Source organism: Tritonibacter horizontis (genome assembly GCF_001518015.1).
GTDB lineage: Bacteria > Pseudomonadota > Alphaproteobacteria > Rhodobacterales > Rhodobacteraceae > Epibacterium > Epibacterium horizontis.
This window is the reverse complement of record NZ_LPUY01000134.1, coordinates 17266-34157: the sequence shown is the minus strand read 5'-3', so window position 1 is coordinate 34157 and position 16892 is coordinate 17266. Positions and strand designations below refer to the sequence as shown.

Here is a 16892-nt window from a genome sequence, read left to right as displayed (position 1 = left end):
GCCCTACATCGAAACCGATCTCGACCGGCGGCGACGCCAAAAGGAAATGGACAAATGACCGACGCAAAGACCCGCATCGACGAAACCGTAAAATCCAATGACGTGGTGCTTTATATGAAAGGCACCAAGGAAATGCCCCAATGTGGCTTTTCCTCCCGTGTTGCGGGCGTTCTGAACTACATTGGCGTGGAGTACACGGATGTGAACGTGCTCGCGGATGAAGACATCCGGGCCGGCATCAAGGATTACTCCGACTGGCCGACGATCCCGCAGCTTTACATCAAGGGCGAATTTGTCGGCGGCTGCGATATCATCACCGAAATGACCCTCTCGGGTGAGCTCGACGGGATGTTCGAGAGCAACAATATCGCCTTTGACAAGGCCGCAGCCGACAAGATCCGCGAAGCCAACGGTTGACCAAAACAGGTTGACCAAAACACCGTGACGGCGGCGGGATCGGCGGCACAGTGCGGCGGATCCTTGCGACGGATCAACACAACGGACGAAGGTCAAGAAAGCCCGCCATCCCATGGGACTGGCGGGCTTTTTCATGTTTCAGCCGACCTGATTTTGCGACATGCCCTGCCAGGGATGGCCGGGCGCTGGCCCGCCATCATCAGGTCTGACCTGTCGGATCAAATCTGTCTGATCAGACCTGTTCGGTGCTGTCGTTTTCCAACTCCGGTTCTGCCCCGGCATCCGAAAAGATCGGAGTTTCTGGGTCACCGGCCTCATCCACGGCCTCCGCCGGTTCGTCGGCTGCGGCCTTGGCTTCGATCTCCTGAGCAAGGGATTCTGCGCGCGCGGCAAGTTCGGCCAGAGTTTCTGAGACCTGCGGCGGCACAACCGGCACTTCGATATGCTCGGGTTCGGGCGGCGGCGCGGCGCGCATCTCTTCGATCTCAGCGTCTTTTTCCGCCACCAGCGCCTCTTTTTCGGCCAGCTTGGCTTCGACTTCCTTGATCTTGTCCTCGACCGCGGCGGTCTTGTCCGCCAGCATCAGCCCCGCCATCAGCAGCATTCGCGCTTCTGGCATGCGTCCGATCTGATCCGACAACACTTGTGCCTCGTCGTCCAGCATCCCCGCAGCCATCTGCAAAAAGCTCTGTTCGCCTTCCTGGCAGGAAACCTCGAAATCGCGGCCTCCGATGTGAATGGTCACTTCCGGCATCAGGCTTCTTCTCCTTCCGGCAGGTTGGGCGCAGTGGCCAGCAACGGTTCCAGCCTTGCAAGGACGGCGTTGACCTCGGCCTGATCGGTGGCGCGGGCCGCCTTCAGCCCTTCGACCTCGGCCACAAGGCCGGTATTGATCAGCGACGGATCGCCGATGCCATCGGCATTTGCCGCCCGAAGTGCGGCGTTGGACTCTCGCAGCTGGTCATTGCTGGCCCGCAGCGCCTGCAATTCGCGGTCCAGCTCGGTCAAACGCTGGTCCAGCTCGCTGCTGCCGCCGTGATCCGTCGGAACATCGGCTTGCGACGGGGCGGATGCCGCTGCAGCAGCGGATTCGGCGGTTTCCGCCCGCTGCCGCAGGGCCTCGAGTTCCATCCGCAGCGTGTTCAGCTCCTCATCGCTGGCACCGCTGTCGGTCGCGGGCTGCGTGTCGTCCGGCGTCACGGTTGCAATCTCGTCCAGCTGCGCCTTCAGCTGGTCGTTCTGCGCCACGGCTTCGGTCAGATCATCTTCAAGTTTTTCGCGGGCCGTTGCCGCCTGGTTCTGGGCGTTCTCCAGATCCTGTTTTAGGCGCGCCACCTCGCCACGCAGCGCTGTCAGCTCGCCAGAGGGCGCGGGCGCGGCGCCCTGTTCGGCCAATTTGGCATGCAGCGCCAGCAGATCTTCGCCGCCCTTGACCGCCTGAACGGTCTTTTCCATCTCAGCCAGACGGGCATGCAGCACTTTCAGCCGCTCTTCGAGCTGCGCATTCGCCATTTTTTCGTCGTCGATCTCCGCCAGCAGGCTGGCATGCTTTTGCATGTCCAGCTCATCAAGCGTCGGCACCGGCTGATTTGCGTGCTTTTCTTCCAAAGCCGCAACCCCGCCCCCAATACGCTCCAGCGCAGACAGGATACGGCTTTGCAATTCTTCGATCTGCTCCATGCGTTCCTCTTTGCCTTGTCGGTGCAAAGGTCTGTGGGCCTGCACCCACCGGACCTGCGCGGCCGATCACACTGATTGCGGCGCAGGTCCTGCCGGACCCTCAGGGCCCGAGACGTCCATACGCCCGAATCGCCGTAACGGCCGATAGCTATGCACAGCTTATCGCAAGATCGGTTAAAACACCCCCTCTTTGGTTTCAACCACTTGCGCGCGGACCTTCGCGCGGAACCCGGCAAAACCGGCTTCGGAGCTTGATCTTTGGCAACAGGCTGCTATCCAGCGTCAAACCCTGAGAACCCAAAGAGGAACAGTTCAGTGGATCTGACAGCCCTGCGCTCCGAGAACCCCGATCATTGGAACAAAGCCGCCGCCATTCGTGCACTGACACTGGATGCAGTCGCCGGCGCAAATTCCGGCCACTCCGGCATGCCGATCGGTATGGCCGATGTGGCGACCGTGCTGTTTGAAAAGCACATGAAATTCGACGTCAGCGCACCCAAATGGGCCGACCGGGATCGTTTTGTCCTGTCCGCGGGCCATGGGTCGATGTTGATCTATTCGCTCCTTTACCTCATGGGCGATGCCCAGGTGACGCTGGATCAGATCAAGAATTTCCGCCAGTCCGGCGCCTTGACGGCCGGTCACCCGGAAAACTTCCTGCTGGATGCGGTCGAGGTGACCACCGGTCCGCTGGGACAGGGGATTTCCAACGCGGTCGGCTTTGCCATGGCCGAGGAAATGCTGCGCGCCCAATTCGGCAAGAAGATTGTCGATCACCACACCTATGTCATCGCCGGCGATGGCTGCCTGATGGAAGGCATCAGCCACGAGGCCATCGGCCTGGCCGGTCGTCACCAGCTGGGCAAGCTGGTGGTGTTCTGGGACAACAACAACATCACCATCGACGGTCAGGTCGACCTGTCGGATCGCACCAACCAGGTGCAGCGTTTCAAATCCGCAGGCTGGCATGTGCAGGAAATCGACGGCCACAACCCGGCGCAGATTGATGCCGCCATCGAGGCCGCCAAAAAGTCCAAGAAGCCGTCGATGATCGCCTGCAAAACCCACATCGCGCTGGGGCATGCCGCCCAGGATACGTCAAAGGGCCATGGTGCCCTGACCGATGCGGACCAGTTGAAAGCGGCCAAGGATGCCTATGGCTGGACCGGCGTCGGCGCCTATGACGTGCCGGCCGAGATCAAGTCCCAGTGGGAAGAGATCGGCAAACGGGGCGCCGCTTCCCGGGCTGAATGGGAAGGCCGCTTTGCCGAGCAATCCCAGCAAAAGCAGGACCGCTTCACCCGCGTCTTTGCCCTGGAAGCCCCCAAGAAGCTGTCGGCGACCATCAAGGCGCTGAAAAAGCAGATTTCCGAAGGCCAGCCGAAGGTCGCCACGCGCAAGGCCTCTGAGATGGCGCTGGAGGTGATCAACCCGATCATGCCGGAAACCGTTGGCGGCTCTGCCGACCTGACCGGTTCCAACAACACGCTGACCGGTGATCTTGGGGTGTTTGACACCGACAATCGCAAGGGCCGCTATGTCTATTGGGGCATCCGCGAGCACGGTATGGCGGCGGCGATGAACGGCATGGCGCTGCACGGCGGCATCCGTCCCTATGGCGGTACCTTCTTCTGCTTTACCGACTATGCGCGCCCGGCAATGCGCCTGGCGGCCCTGTCGAAGATCCCGACCGTCTTTGTAATGACGCATGATTCCATCGGCGTCGGCGAAGATGGCCCGACACACCAGCCGGTGGAGCATCTGGCGATCTGCCGGGCGACGCCCAACACCTATACGTTCCGTCCCTGTGACGCGGTGGAAACGGCGGAAGCCTGGGAAATCGCGCTGACCGCGAAAGAGACGCCTTCGGTGATCGCGCTGACCCGCCAGGGGCTGCCGACCCTGCGGACCGAGCACAAGCTGTCCAACCTCACCGAGAAGGGCGCCTATGTGCTGGCCGAGGCGGAAAGCAAGCGTCAGGTGATCCTGATGGCCTCCGGGTCTGAAGTGTCGACCGCCATGGCGGCGAAAGATCTGCTGGAAGCCCAGGGCATTGGCACCCGCGTGGTTTCTGTTCCCTGCATGGAGCTGTTCCACGCGCAGGACGAAGCCTATCGTCGCAAGGTTCTGCCTGCGGGTCCGGTCCGGGTCGCCATCGAGGCGGCGGTGCGGGACGGCGGCTGGGACCGCCTGCTGCTGGGCGAACGCGGTCAGGAGAAGAAGGCCGGTTTTGTCGGCATGGAGGGGTTTGGCGCCTCTGCTCCGGCGGGCGAGTTGTTCGAACGCTTTGGCATCACCGCTGCCGGGACCGTCGCGAAGGTCAAGGAACTGCTGGGCTAACCGGATTTTGGGCAATGGGGGCGCTGCCCCCGACCCTGTCGGGTCTCCCCCGAGGTATTTTGGAAAAGATGAAAGGGCGCTCCGTCAGGGGGCGCCCTTTTGCATTTGGACCAGGGGGGTGTTCAATGCGCGGCTTTGTTGCCCAGCAACGGGGCGATCACCCTGGTGGCAAGCGGGATCAGCAGCAAGCCGACGACAAAGCCGAGACAGCCGTCGACCACCGCCTTGGCCAGCCATTCGAGGATTGCGTCGCCCTGTCCGATGCCATGGGCCAGCGCGTGGATGCTGTCTTCGGGCCAGTGCCAGCCCATCTGATGCGCCGAATGCACAATGATTGACCCGCCGACCCAGAGCATGGCGATGGTGCCGACGAAGGACAGCAGTTTGAGAAACCAGGGCATGAAGGCGACGATGCCGCGGCCAAGGGCCCGTGTGGCGCCAAGACGGCCGACGCGGGTCAGCCAGAGGCCGATGTCGTCCATTTTCACGATGATCGCCACCACGCCATAGACGATGATGGTGATGAAAATTCCCACCACGGCGAGGGTTGCCGCCTGTACCCAGAGCACATCGCTTTCGATGGTGGAGAGTGCGATGGTCATGATTTCCGCCGACAGGATGAAATCCGTCTTGATCGCGCCTTTGACCTTTTGTTCTTCCAGATGAGCCGGGTCACCGACATCATGGCTGCCGTCCGGACCGCCGGAGTGGTCGTCATGTGGCATCAGGACGTGAACGATCTTTTCAGCGCCCTCGAAACACAAGTAACACCCGCCGAGGATCAGCAAGGGCGGCACCAGCCAGGGCGCAAACAAGGACATCAGCAAGGCGACCGGCAGCAGGAACACCAGTTTGTTGATGAAAGAGCCGCGCGCGATGCGCCAGATCATCGGCAATTCGCGGGCGGGCTGAAACCCGGTGACGTATTTCGGGGTCACGGCAGCATCGTCGATGACGATCCCGGCGGCCTTTGATCCCGCTTTCATCGACTGTGTCGCCACATCATCCAGGGAGGCGGCAGCGACCTTTGCAATCGCTGCCACATCGTCCAACAAGGCCAGAAGACCGCTCATGCGTCACCCTTTGTACTGTGGCATTATACTGTGGCGTTTACTCGCCTCTTCCTAGCCGAATCCCGGGGGGCGGTTCAAGCATGCCGCTCTGCAGCAAGCCAACTTTGCAATTGCAGCATAAGTTAGCGCCAACCGGTTTCGACTGTTAACGCAACCATCAACGTTTTGCGCTAACAACTTGTGTTTACTAATATTTTTACTTTTTTCACCCCCCGATGCCCGCTATAGCCTGCCCGTGAGACAGGCTTTTGTGGGGATGCAAATATGACGATCAAAGTTGGTATCAATGGCTTCGGGCGGATTGGTCGCTGCACATTGGCCCATATCGCCGGCAGCTTTCGCAACGACATCGAAGTGATCAAGGTCAATGCCACAGGGCCAATCGAAACCGCAGCCCATCTGTTGAAATATGACAGTATTCACGGTCGCTATCCCGGCACGGTCGATTTCAGCGAAGGGCGCCTGAACCTTGGTCGCGGCGACATGCAGATGTTTTCAACCTATGATCTGGATGCGCTGGACTGGGAAGGCTGCGATGTTGTCCTGGAATGCACAGGCAAGTTCAACGATGGCCTGAAAGCCCGCAAGCATCTGGAACGCGGCGCAGGCAAGGTGCTGCTGTCGGCGCCGGGCAAGAACGTCGATCGCACGGTTGTCTTTGGTGTCAACGACGAAGATCTTCTGACCACGGACAAGATGGTTTCGAATGGCTCGTGCACGACCAATTGCCTCGCCCCGCTGGCAAAAGTGCTCGACGAGGCGTTCGGGATCGAAAGTGGCATCATGACGACGATCCACTCCTACACCGGCGATCAGCCCACCCTTGATCGCCGTCATGACGATCTTTACCGCGCCCGCGCCGCCGCCATGTCAATGATCCCGACCAGCACCGGTGCCGCCAAGGCGCTTGGTGAAGTCTTGCCGAACCTCAAGGGGCGGCTGGATGGATCGGCGATCCGCGTTCCCACGCCAAACGTCTCGGCGGTGGACCTGACCTTCCGGGCCGGGCGCGCCGTGACTGTCGAAGAGGTCAATGCCGCAGTGGAAGACGCCTCCAAAGGGCCGATGTCGCGGGTCCTGGGCTATGAGCCCGCGCCGCTGGTTTCGACCGATTTCAACCATACCGAGGAAAGTTCGATCTTCGCGCCGGAACAGACGCGGGTGGTCGATGGCCGCATGGTGCGCGTTCTGGCCTGGTATGACAATGAATGGGGCTTTTCAGTCCGGATGGCGGATGTTGCCACCGCCATGGGGCGCCTGAACTGATCGGATTTACCGCCGCACGTTCAATGGGTTGAGGTTTTGCTCCCGGTCAGGCATATCTGACCGGGCGTTATTTTGCGAGCCATCCTATATGTCGAATTCTCTGGCGATCACACTCGGGCTGCTTCTGTTGGCGTGCATCGCCATAGATGTGATCTTCTTTGGCACCCAGAACCTGGTATTTCTCGGCAAAAAGCTGTTTTTGCTGATCGAATGGATGGCGTTCTGGCGCTGACCGAAGTCTTCGGACAATCGCTCAGACGGATGCGGTACGTGTGGATTTGGATTTGATCGCCACACCAAGACGGTCCTGCAGCCGGTCATTGACCAGAGGCGTGACGAATTTGCTGACGTCGCCGTGCAGCCGGGCAATTTCCTTGACCAGCTTACTGGCGATGGCCTGGTGGCGGGCTTCGGCCATGAGGAACACAGTCTCGATACTGTCATCGAGTGACCGGTTCATGCCGACCATCTGGAACTCATACTCGAAATCCGCAACCGCCCGCAGGCCACGCACGATCACTTGCGCGCCGACATCGCGGGCACAATCAATCAGCAGATTTTCAAATGGATGCGCCACGATTTCGGTGCCGGTCTGTTCGGAGAGCTTGGCGCATTCCGCCTCGATCATTTCGACGCGTTCTTCGAGCGAAAACAACGGGCCCTTGTCGCGGTTGATCGCAACACCGATGACCAACCTGTCCACCAGCGCAGCAGCCCGGCGAATTATGTCAATATGTCCGAGCGTTATCGGATCGAACGTACCGGGATACAAGCCTATGCGCATGGGCCCCTCCTGCCTGCGTCATCATTGGGTGCAAGCAATCATGCTGCGCGGCGCAATGCAAGTGCGTGAAAATACCGAAACATCGCGCCGCAGCGTCAATGCCCCATGATCATGCCTTCAAGGGCGGTCTTCTCCATTGCCATCTCGGCCAACTGCGCCTTGACCACATCCCCCAGCGATATGATGCCAACCAGCACGCCGTTTTCGACCACCGGCATGTGACGGAACCGCCCCTCGGTCATCTTGGTCAGCACTTCCTGGACGTTGTTTTCCTGACCGCAGGTCACCAGCTCGCGCGTCATATAGGCGTCAACCGTATGCTCCAGGCAGACCGATCCGGTCTTGGCCAACTGGCGCACGATGTCGCGTTCCGACAGAATTCCCAGCGGTTGCTTCTTGTCCGACGACACCACGACCGTCCCGATACCATGCAGGGACAGTAACTTCGCCGCCGCCTCGATCGTGGCATCGGGCCCGATTGTGACAACTTCGGCGACGTCCTTGGACTTCAGAATCGACTGAACAAGCATTTGAGCACCCTTGAACTTTTCATTTCACTTTCCCAAGCGTTGCCGCAAGAACGCATCAAGTCAAGCCTTCCAGCCGCTCAACCTCAAGGCGTATTCCTTTGGACAATGCCTCTGCAAAGCGATTGAGCCTCTCGCTGCGCTGATCCCCTTGATGCCGCACGAGATAAAAACTCCGCGTTAGGCTGAAATCGTCCTGCAGGATTTTGCGCAGCGGGCGGTGGCTGGGCAGCGCAAAATCATGCACCACGCCGATGGCGCCCCCCTCTGCCAGCATCTTGATCTGGACCGATACGGAGTTCGACGCCAGCTGGACCCGTTCGACACCAAGGTCGTTGAGATAATCCAGCTCCTGATCAAAGATCATATCGGCAATATAGCCGATCATCTTGTGATCCCGTAGGTGCTCCAGCTTTTCGATCGGGTGCACATCCCGCAGATAGAGCCGGGATGCCGCCAGATGCAGGTGATAATCGGTGATCTTCTGCACCAGCAGCTTACCGGCCGTTGGCGCGCTGACCGTGATTGCCATATCCGCCTCGCGCCGCGACAGGTTGATCACCCGGGGCAAGGCGACGATCTGGATGTCCAGATCGGGATTGTCCTTGGAAATTTCGGCACAGACCTGCGGCAGGATGTAGTTGGCGCAGCCATCCGGGGCGCCAATCCGGATCTGCCCGGACAACGTATCGCTGGGCCCGGTCAGCGCCTCCTCCCCGGCCCGCATCGCCAGTTCGGCCGCCTCGGCATGGGCCAGTAGCCGATCCCCGGCGGCGCTGAGCGCATAGCCCTGCGGCGATTTCACAAACAGTGATGCCTTGAGCGCGCCCTCGAACCGCGCCACGCGACGGCCGACTGTCGCCGGATCCATCTTCAGCACCCGGCCTGCACCGGACAGGCTGCTCTCGCGCGCGACGGCGAGGAACACCTTCATATCGTCCCATTGGGGTTCCATTTGGCGGAATCCTCTAGTCTTTTAAACAAATTATCCGCAATCAGGCTACAGCACCCATTTGCGTTCCTGCAAAGCCTTTTTGAAACCTTTCCCCTTTCCCCGTGTTTTTTGCAAGCCTAGGATGGCGGCGAACTGAATTGCAGGAGGATCTCCGATGCAGGAACTGACGCATTACATCAACGGCGAACACGTCAAAGGCACCTCTGGCCGCTTTGCCGACGTCTTCAACCCCGCAACCGGCGAAGTGCAGGCAAAGGTGCCGCTGGCCTCGAAGGACGAAATGGACACGGCGGTTGCATGTGCCGCCGCGGCGCAGCCCGCCTGGGCCGCCGTCAACCCGCAGCGCCGCGCGCGGGTGATGATGAAATTCGTGGATCTTCTGAACCGCGACATGGACAAGCTGGCCGAGGCGCTGAGCCGCGAGCACGGCAAGACCCTGCCCGACGCCAAAGGCGATGTGCAGCGCGGTCTGGAAGTGGTGGAATATTGCATCGGTGCGCCGCAGCTGCTGAAGGGCGAGTTCACCGACAGCGCCGGCCCCGGCATCGACATGTACTCCATGCGTCAGGCGCTGGGTGTCACCGCCGGGATCACGCCGTTCAACTTCCCGGCCATGATCCCGATGTGGATGTTCGCGCCCGCCATCGTTTGCGGCAATGCCTTCATTCTGAAACCCTCCGAACGCGATCCTTCGGTGCCGCTGATGCTGGCGGAACTGCTGGAAGAAGCGGGCCTGCCCAAGGGCATCCTGCAGGTCGTGAACGGCGACAAGGAAGCTGTGGACGCGATCCTCTATGATCCGATCATCCAGTCCGTCGGCTTTGTCGGCTCCACTCCGATTGCGGAATACATCTATGGCACCGGCTGCGCGCAGGGCAAACGGGTCCAGTGCTTTGGCGGCGCCAAGAACCACATGATCATCATGCCCGATGCGGATCTGGATCAGGCCGCCGACGCGCTGATCGGCGCGGGCTACGGCGCGGCCGGCGAACGCTGCATGGCGATCTCTGTTGCGGTTCCGGTGGGCGATGAGACCGCCGACCGGCTGATCGAAAAGCTGGTGCCGCGCATCGAAAAACTCAAGGTCGGCCCCTATACCGCTGGCAATGAAGTGGATTACGGCCCCGTCGTGACTTCGGCTGCCAAGGCCAACATCCTGCGTCTGGTGCAATCCGGCGTCGATCAGGGGGCGAAACTTGTAGTCGATGGCCGCAACTTCAACCTGCAGGGATATGAAGACGGCTTTTTTGTCGGTCCGCATCTTTTTGACCATGTCACCACCGATATGGACATCTATACGCAGGAGATCTTTGGCCCGGTGCTGTCGACGGTCCGCGCCAAAACCTATGAAGAAGCGCTCGGCTATGCGATGGATCACGAATACGGCAACGGCACCGCGATCTATACCCGCGATGGCGACACCGCGCGGGACTTTGCCAACCGGATCAATATCGGCATGATCGGCATCAACGTTCCGATCCCGGTGCCGCTGGCCTATCACACCTTTGGCGGTTGGAAAAAATCTGCCTTTGGCGACCTGAACCAGCACGGACCGGATGCATTCAAATTCTACACCCGGACCAAGACCATCACCTCGCGCTGGCCCTCGGGCATCCGTGAAGGTGGCGAATTCAACTTCAAAGCGATGGACTGACGCCCGCGTCAACCCAGACCTTCATAGCAAAGCGAAAGGCCGCCCCGACCGGGCGGCCTTTTTTCATGCGCAGCTCGGCCTTTGTGCGCAAGTCATTGCCAGAAGCGCGCTTTCACGGAAATGTCACCCCTGCCCCCACTGGCGAAAGCCAGTCGCTGCGCATAGGGTAAGGCCCAAATAACGAGCACTCAAACCGACGAGGATGGACCCATGTCCCGCTTCAAGATGACACGCCGCGCGCTGATCAGCAGTGCGGCGGCCACCCTGGCCACCCCCGCTGTCCTGCGCGCGCAATCGACGGACGCCTTTCCTGAAAACGAACCGGCCATTCGCGACCAGTTCCCGGTCCAGCGCAACCTGTCTGCCTTTCAGCAACAGGATTGGCGGGATCATTTTGATGCCCTCGGGGTCGGCTGCCTCCTGGCCGACATCGATAGCCGTGCCTTGCATTATTGGGGCGGCGATGGCGAAACCTACATGCTGTTTCCCTCCTCCGTCCCGATGAGCGAAGAACTGACCCGGCGTGGGTATTCCAAGATCGTGCGCAAGACCGAAAACCCCAGCTGGACCCCGACGGCAAACATGCGCGAGCGCGACCCAAGCCTGCCTCAGCGCATTGACGGCGGCGTGCCGGGCAATCCACTTGGCACCCGGGCGATGTATCTGGACTGGCCGGCCTACCTTGTGCATGGCACCCATGACACCCGCAAGATCGGTCGCCAAAGCTCCTCTGGCTGTATCGGCCTTTATAACCAGCATGTCGAAAAGCTCTATCCGCTGGTGAAAATCGGCACGCAGGTTCGCCTGCTCTGAGCGTCACGCCCGGAGCCCCCGGCGCCGTCCCCCTGTGCAACAACAGCCGCGCCCTGACAGGGGACGCGGCTGTTGACGTTTTCAGCGGGGCGACTGCCCCTTGAAGGAACTGGCCCTTGCGACGAGATCAGGCCGAAAGCGCCATGGATTTGGGCGCATTGCCCGCTTGATAGTTCTGGAACGCTTTTTCCAGCAGCCGCTCGAAATCCCGGGTATAGCCTTTGGTATCAAAGAGCGGGGCTGAGGTCCGGGCAGCGGCCAGACGCGTCTTGATATCCGCGAAATATTCGGGATCCTGCGCCACCCGCAGTGCCACATCGTGGTATTTCTTTTCGCTCACGGTCACCAGATCTTCGAGCCCGGCGGCGGTCAGGATACTGCCCGCAACCCGCGCGGCAAACTGATCGCCGGTCTTGGTCACCAGCGGCAGCCCGGCCCAGAGCGCATCGCTGGCGGTGGTATGGGCGTTCACGTTGAATGTATCAAGGAACAGATCGGCATACTTCAAACGCGCCAAGTGGCGTTCGGGCGGCATCCGCCCGGTCGGAATGATCCGGTCGCCTTCAACGCCACGCTTTTCCGCTTCCTTGCGGATCACATCGCGAATTTCCGCCTTGGAGACATAGAACCACAAGACGCTGTCCGGCACCTCTTTCAGCAGGTTCATCCAGATATCATATTCCTGCGGCGTCACCTTGTAGGGGTTGTTGAACGAGGAAAACACAAACCCGTCCTCCGGCAGGCCAAAGCCGCTGCGGGTGGCCGTCATCTCCTCGATGTAACGGTTTTCATCGTTGGGCTGATAACAGTTCGGCATGTAGAGGATGGATTCGCTGAAGTGTTTGCGCAGATGCGACGGCACCGTGATCCGGTCTGCCACCATATAATCCATCGACTGCAGCCCCGTGGTGCCCGGATAGCCAAGATAGGCCACCTGCACCGGTGCGATCCGGTCGTTGAAAATATCAAGCCGCCCGCCTTCGGTATAGCCCTTGAGGTCCACCGCAATATCAATCGCATCACTGCGCGCCAGACCGACCAGGTCAGACGTGCTCATGCCGCGCACATCCTGGAACTTATCCGCATTGCGGCGGGCCCGTTGATGTTCGTGGTCCTTGGATTTGGACCCGTAGTCGTAGATATAAATCTCGAATTTCTGCCGGTCATGCTGTTCCAGCAGCCCTGCCATCAGGTGCATCGTGGCGTGATTGTAAAAGTCATTCGAGAAGTAGCCGATGCGGATCTTCTGCCCCTCAGCCCGTGGCGACGGTTTCGCGGCGCGGCCTGGGTTTTTGAATTTTGCCCGCACGATGGCCTCGGACCGCATACGCTGAAACGCCCCGTCGTCGCAGAGCGACAGAAAGGCAAAAGGATCCGAAACGACGTTCTTGTCGTTAAAGACCTTGAGGTAGGTCGGCACCTTTTCAAAATCATTCCACCGCAGGCGATGTGCCTTGATGTGCATCATCCGCGACAGAGCAATCAGGTTTTTTGGATCGAATTTCACCGCGATTTCAAAATAGTCAATCGCCTCTTCCATCTGCTGCATTTTCATCAGCAGGGTCGCAACGCAGGCATAGTGGCTGCCGGTGGTCGGCTCCAGCTTGATCGCCTTCATATAGCAGGACAGCGCCGCACCCACGTTGTCTGTGTCCTTCACCAGGACATCGCCCAACTGGGCATGCAGCTCCGCGTTATCCGGCGTCAGCTCGATCGCCTTGCGCAACAAGGAGATGGCCTGTTTGTTGTCATGTTTCAGCACCATCTTTCGCGACTGTGCCAATAGTTTTTTCGACCGCTGTTCCGGTGTCTCGCCCTTGCTGGCGCCTTCGCGCAACCCATGTTTAAAGTCATAGGCAAACTGGGCCCGCTCCTGCGACTGGATCGATTTTGCGAATTTTTCAAATTCAGGGAACTGCGGTTTCCCGGTCTGTAACAGGGCGATTTTGCTGGCTTGGCTGGGCTGCGACACGGCGATCACGCTCCTCTATAAACTGTCGTTTGCGCCTCTCTGCGATAAAAGGTAGGCGCGGTTTGTCCAAAGTTGTGACAAGGAGTTCTTAAAAAACTCCTCAAATCTCTGCCGAATTTGAGAATAAAAATTCTCGAACGGCGCGGCGGCCTGCCCCATTGGCGCAAGTTTGCAAGGTCGTCTTGCACATCCGCGCCTTGCACCGACAGGGGCGACGGCGTATTAAATAAACAAGTGTTCAATTCTTGCGGTCCGGGAGGGACCGCCTGAAACAGGGGGAGGAGAACCCATGGACTTCGCACTGACAGAAGAACAGACGGCCATTTTCGACATGGCCCATGCCTTCGGACAGGAGCATATCGCCCCCTTTGCGCGCCAGTGGGAAGCAGAGGGCACAATTCCCAAGGATCTCTGGCCCAAGGTGGGCGAACTCGGCTTTGGCGCATTGTATGTCAGCGAGGATGCCGGTGGATCCGGCCTTGCCCGGCTTGACGCGACATTGGTGTTCGAGGCGTTGTCGATGGCCTGTCCCTCGGTTGCCGCCTTTCTGTCGATCCACAACATGTGCGCCAAGATGCTGGACATGTTCGCCAGCGACGCGCTCAAGGCGCGGGTGATGCCGGATGTCATGAGCCTCAATACCGTGCTCAGCTATTGTTTGACCGAACCCGGATCAGGCTCTGACGCCGCCGCCTTGCGCACCCGCGCAGAGCGCAGCAACGCGGGCTATGTCCTGAACGGGACCAAGGCCTTCATCTCTGGTGGGGGCTATTCCGACGCCTATGTCTGCATGGTGCGCACTGGCGAAGACGGCCCCAAGGGGATTTCGACCCTCTATGTCGAGGACGGCACGCCGGGGCTGTCGTTTGGCGGCCTGGAAGACAAAATGGGCTGGAAAAGCCAACCCACCGCACAGGTACAATTCGACGATTGCACCGTGCCCGCCGGCAACCTTGTCGGCGAGGAAGGCCAGGGCTTCAAATACGCGATGAAGGGGCTGGACGGCGGGCGGCTCAACATCGCGGCGTGCTCGCTCGGTGCGGCCCAGACCGGGTTGACCCAGACCCTGCAGTACATGTCCGAGCGCAAAGCCTTTGGCAAATCCATCGACCAGTTCCAGGGCCTGCAGTTTCGCCTCGCCGATATGGAAATCGAACTTCAGGCCGCCCGCGTCTTTCTGCGTCAGGCCGCGTGGAAGCTGGACCAGGGCAGCCCTGATGCCTCGAAATTCTGTGCCATGGCGAAGAAATTCGTGACCGAAACCGGATCGAAGGTTGTGGACCAATGTTTGCAGCTGCACGGTGGCTACGGGTATCTTGCCGACTATGGAATCGAAAAACTGGTGCGCGACCTGCGCGTCCATCAGATCCTGGAAGGCACCAACGAGATCATGCGCGTGATCGTCGCGCGACATATGCTCGCGGAGCACCACTGACAGAAGGCCGCCCCAATGAGCGACATTCACATCCGTATCGAAGGCCGCGCGGGCCGGATCACCCTGACCCGCGAAAAGGCCCTGAACGCGCTGACCTATGACATGTGCCTGGCCATCGACGCCGCGCTGAAAGACTGGGCCGATGACGACCGGGTTGCCCTGATCCTGCTGGACGCGGCCGGCGACAAGGCATTCTGTGCCGGCGGCGACATTGCCGCGCTTTATCAGTCCGGGCGCCAGGGCAACCTTGCCTATGGCCGCAAATTCTGGCGCGACGAATACCGGATGAACGCGCGGATCTTTGAATACCCCAAACCGGTGGTCAGCTTCCTGCAAGGTTTCACCATGGGCGGCGGCGTCGGCATCGGCTGTCACGGCACCCATCGCATCGTCGGCGACAGCGCCCGGATCGCCCTGCCCGAATGCGGCATCGGACTGGTGCCGGATGTGGGCGGATCGCTGATTCTGGCGCTGGCCCCCGGACGGATCGGCGAGTATCTCGGCACCACCGGCTATCGGATGACAGCCGCCGATGCGCTGTTTGCGGGCTTTGCCGACCACTACATTCCCGAGGACCAGTGGCCGGAGCTGATCGCGACCCTGGAACGCAGCGGCGAGATCACAGCCCTAGAGGCCGCCGCCCGGCCCGCACCAACCGATAGCCCGCTTGCGGCGATGCAAGCGGATATCGACGCCTGTTTCGCCGGCGAGACCGCAAGCGACATTCTGACCGTTCTCAAGGGGCGCGAGGATGCTTTTGCGACTGACAGCCTGAAATCCCTGTCGCGCGGCGCGCCCCTGTCGGTGGCCGCCACGGTGGAGATGGTCCATCGGCTGCGCAGCCAGACCACGACGATGCGCAGCGCCCTGGATCTGGAATACCGGTTCACCTACCGCGCGATGGACCGGGGCGATCTGCTGGAGGGGGTGCGCGCCTTGATCATCGACAAGGACAAGTCACCAAAATGGCAATACGCCGACGGCACCGTGCCCGCCGTCGCCGTCAGTCAGATGCTGATGCCCCTGGGGCCCGACGCATTGACGTTTGAGGAGGAGTAAACGCATGAAGATCGGATTTATCGGGCTTGGCAACATGGGCGGACCAATGGCCGCCAACCTGGCCAAGGCCGGGCATGAGGTTCTTGGTTTCGACATGGCCGAGGTCCACATCGAGGGGGTTGCCCTGGCCCGCACCGCCGCAGAGGCCGCCACTGACGCGCAGGTGGTCATCACCATGCTGCCGAACGGTCAGATCCTGCGCCATGTCGCGGCGGAGATCATTCCCGCGATGACCAAAGGCGCGGCTTTCCTCGACTGCTCTACGGTCGATGTCGACAGCGCCCGCGAGGTGGCCAGACAGGCGGATCTGGCCGGGCTGCTGCCCGTGGATGCCCCGGTATCGGGCGGCGTCGGCGGTGCGGCCGCGGGGACGCTGACCTTCATGGCCGGCGGGTCAAAGGCGGCTTTTGCCATGGCGGCGCCGCTGTTCGACGTGATGGGGCAGAAGGCGGTGCATTGCGGCACCTCCGGGGCGGGACAAGCGGCGAAGATCTGCAACAACATGATCCTTGGCGTGACGATGATCGCCACCTGCGAGGCCTTTGCCCTGGCCGACAAGCTTGGCCTCGACCGGGACCGGATGTTCGACGTGGTGTCGACCTCGTCGGGCTACAGCTGGTCGATGAACGCCTATTGCCCGGCAGCGGGCGTCGGCCCGAATTCGCCGGCCGACAACGACTATAAACCCGGCTTCGCGGCGGAATTGATGCTCAAGGACCTGCGGTTGTCGCAACAGGCGGCGGCAGGGTCTGACGCGGATACCCCGATGGGCAAACTGGCCGAAGCGCTCTACACGCAATTCGTCGAACACGAAGGCGGCTTGGGCAAGGATTTCTCGGCGATGCTGCCTCGTTTCGAAGAGCGTGGCCGCAGCTGACGCCCCGCGTTGACCCACCTTGAGCCCTCCCGAAAACGGT

Annotated in this window: 15 protein-coding genes and 1 pseudogene; 9 read left to right on the top strand and 7 right to left on the bottom strand. The window is 60.6% G+C overall.

All coding sequences use genetic code 11. The annotated features are described in order from the left end of the window. Positions 1–54 precede the first annotated feature (54 nt). The gene (grxD, locus tag TRIHO_RS21120) at positions 55–417 is read left to right on the top strand and encodes a Grx4 family monothiol glutaredoxin (protein ID WP_068248503.1); all 363 of its coding nucleotides are present in this window, start codon (positions 55–57) and stop codon (positions 415–417) included. Between the two features lie 340 nt (positions 418–757). Here grxD and TRIHO_RS21115 read toward each other — a convergent pair. Together TRIHO_RS21115 and TRIHO_RS21110 are read right to left on the bottom strand one after the other, a co-directional pair. Then, a pseudogene (locus TRIHO_RS21115) lies at positions 758–1171 on the bottom strand (cell division protein ZapA); the annotation flags it as partial. After that, positions 1171–2097: a hypothetical protein gene (locus TRIHO_RS21110; protein WP_068248499.1), complete on the bottom strand. Its 927-nt coding sequence runs from the start codon at positions 2095–2097 to the stop codon at positions 1171–1173. The pseudogene TRIHO_RS21115 and the gene TRIHO_RS21110, both read right to left, overlap by 1 nt. Positions 2098–2412: 315 nt before the next feature. Here TRIHO_RS21110 and tkt point away from each other — a divergent pair, with 315 nt between their 5' ends. Then, complete coding sequence (gene tkt / locus TRIHO_RS21105; RefSeq protein ID WP_068248497.1) at positions 2413–4437, top strand: transketolase; 2025 nt, start codon at positions 2413–2415, stop codon at positions 4435–4437. Between the two features lie 122 nt (positions 4438–4559). On the opposite strand, the gene TRIHO_RS21100 is transcribed toward tkt, so the two are convergent. Beyond that, complete coding sequence (locus TRIHO_RS21100; protein WP_068248496.1) at positions 4560–5510, bottom strand: DUF808 domain-containing protein; 951 nt, start codon at positions 5508–5510, stop codon at positions 4560–4562. A 264-nt stretch (positions 5511–5774) separates the two neighbouring features. Between TRIHO_RS21100 and gap the strand changes: the two genes are divergently transcribed. Both gap and TRIHO_RS24000 read left to right on the top strand, forming a co-directional pair. Next, entirely contained in the window at positions 5775–6776 is a 1002-nt protein-coding gene (gene gap, locus TRIHO_RS21095) for a type I glyceraldehyde-3-phosphate dehydrogenase (RefSeq protein WP_068248495.1), read from the top strand. An 88-nt stretch (positions 6777–6864) separates the two neighbouring features. Further along, positions 6865–7008 (top strand): glyceraldehyde-3-phosphate dehydrogenase, encoded by a 144-nt coding sequence (locus tag TRIHO_RS24000; protein ID WP_068248490.1) that lies wholly within the window; start codon positions 6865–6867, stop codon positions 7006–7008. A 21-nt stretch (positions 7009–7029) separates the two neighbouring features. Here TRIHO_RS24000 and coaD read toward each other — a convergent pair whose 3' ends face one another. The 3 genes from coaD to TRIHO_RS21075 all read right to left on the bottom strand — a co-directional run bounded on the left by coaD (position 7030) and on the right by TRIHO_RS21075 (position 9042). Next, positions 7030–7560 carry a pantetheine-phosphate adenylyltransferase gene (coaD, locus tag TRIHO_RS21085; RefSeq protein ID WP_068248488.1) on the bottom strand — a complete coding sequence of 177 codons (531 nt, stop codon included), beginning with the start codon at positions 7558–7560 and terminating at the stop codon, positions 7030–7032. Positions 7561–7655: 95 nt separating this feature from the next. Next, the gene (locus TRIHO_RS21080; RefSeq protein ID WP_068248486.1) at positions 7656–8090 is read right to left on the bottom strand and encodes a CBS domain-containing protein; all 435 of its coding nucleotides are present in this window, start codon (positions 8088–8090) and stop codon (positions 7656–7658) included. A 55-nt stretch (positions 8091–8145) separates the two neighbouring features. Next, positions 8146–9042 (bottom strand): LysR family transcriptional regulator, encoded by an 897-nt coding sequence (locus TRIHO_RS21075; protein ID WP_068248484.1) that lies wholly within the window; start codon positions 9040–9042, stop codon positions 8146–8148. Between the two features lie 154 nt (positions 9043–9196). Here TRIHO_RS21075 and TRIHO_RS21070 point away from each other — a divergent pair, with 154 nt between their 5' ends. After that, a complete protein-coding gene (locus tag TRIHO_RS21070; RefSeq protein ID WP_068248482.1) occupies positions 9197–10696 on the top strand; it encodes a CoA-acylating methylmalonate-semialdehyde dehydrogenase in 1500 nt (499 codons plus the stop codon). Between the two features lie 210 nt (positions 10697–10906). After that, on the top strand, positions 10907–11509 hold the full coding sequence (locus TRIHO_RS21065; RefSeq protein ID WP_068248480.1) for a L,D-transpeptidase: 603 nt from the start codon (positions 10907–10909) through the stop codon (positions 11507–11509). Between the two features lie 127 nt (positions 11510–11636). Here TRIHO_RS21065 and TRIHO_RS21060 read toward each other — a convergent pair whose 3' ends face one another. Next, positions 11637–13481 (bottom strand): O-linked N-acetylglucosamine transferase, SPINDLY family protein, encoded by a 1845-nt coding sequence (locus TRIHO_RS21060; RefSeq protein WP_068248606.1) that lies wholly within the window; start codon positions 13479–13481, stop codon positions 11637–11639. A gap of 289 nt (positions 13482–13770) precedes the next feature. Between TRIHO_RS21060 and TRIHO_RS21055 the strand changes: the two genes are divergently transcribed. Genes TRIHO_RS21055 through mmsB form a run of 3 tightly spaced genes read left to right on the top strand, consistent with a single transcriptional unit; the run spans position 13771 to position 16852 of the window. Continuing rightward, positions 13771–14916 carry an acyl-CoA dehydrogenase family protein gene (locus TRIHO_RS21055; RefSeq protein WP_068248478.1) on the top strand — a complete coding sequence of 382 codons (1146 nt, stop codon included), beginning with the start codon at positions 13771–13773 and terminating at the stop codon, positions 14914–14916. A 15-nt stretch (positions 14917–14931) separates the two neighbouring features. Further along, positions 14932–15975: an enoyl-CoA hydratase/isomerase family protein gene (locus TRIHO_RS21050; RefSeq protein WP_068248477.1), complete on the top strand. Its 1044-nt coding sequence runs from the start codon at positions 14932–14934 to the stop codon at positions 15973–15975. Positions 15976–15979: 4 nt separating this feature from the next. Further along, positions 15980–16852, top strand: a complete 873-nt coding sequence (gene mmsB, locus TRIHO_RS21045; protein WP_068248476.1) for a 3-hydroxyisobutyrate dehydrogenase — start codon at positions 15980–15982, stop codon at positions 16850–16852. The last annotated feature ends 40 nt before the right edge of the window (positions 16853–16892 follow it).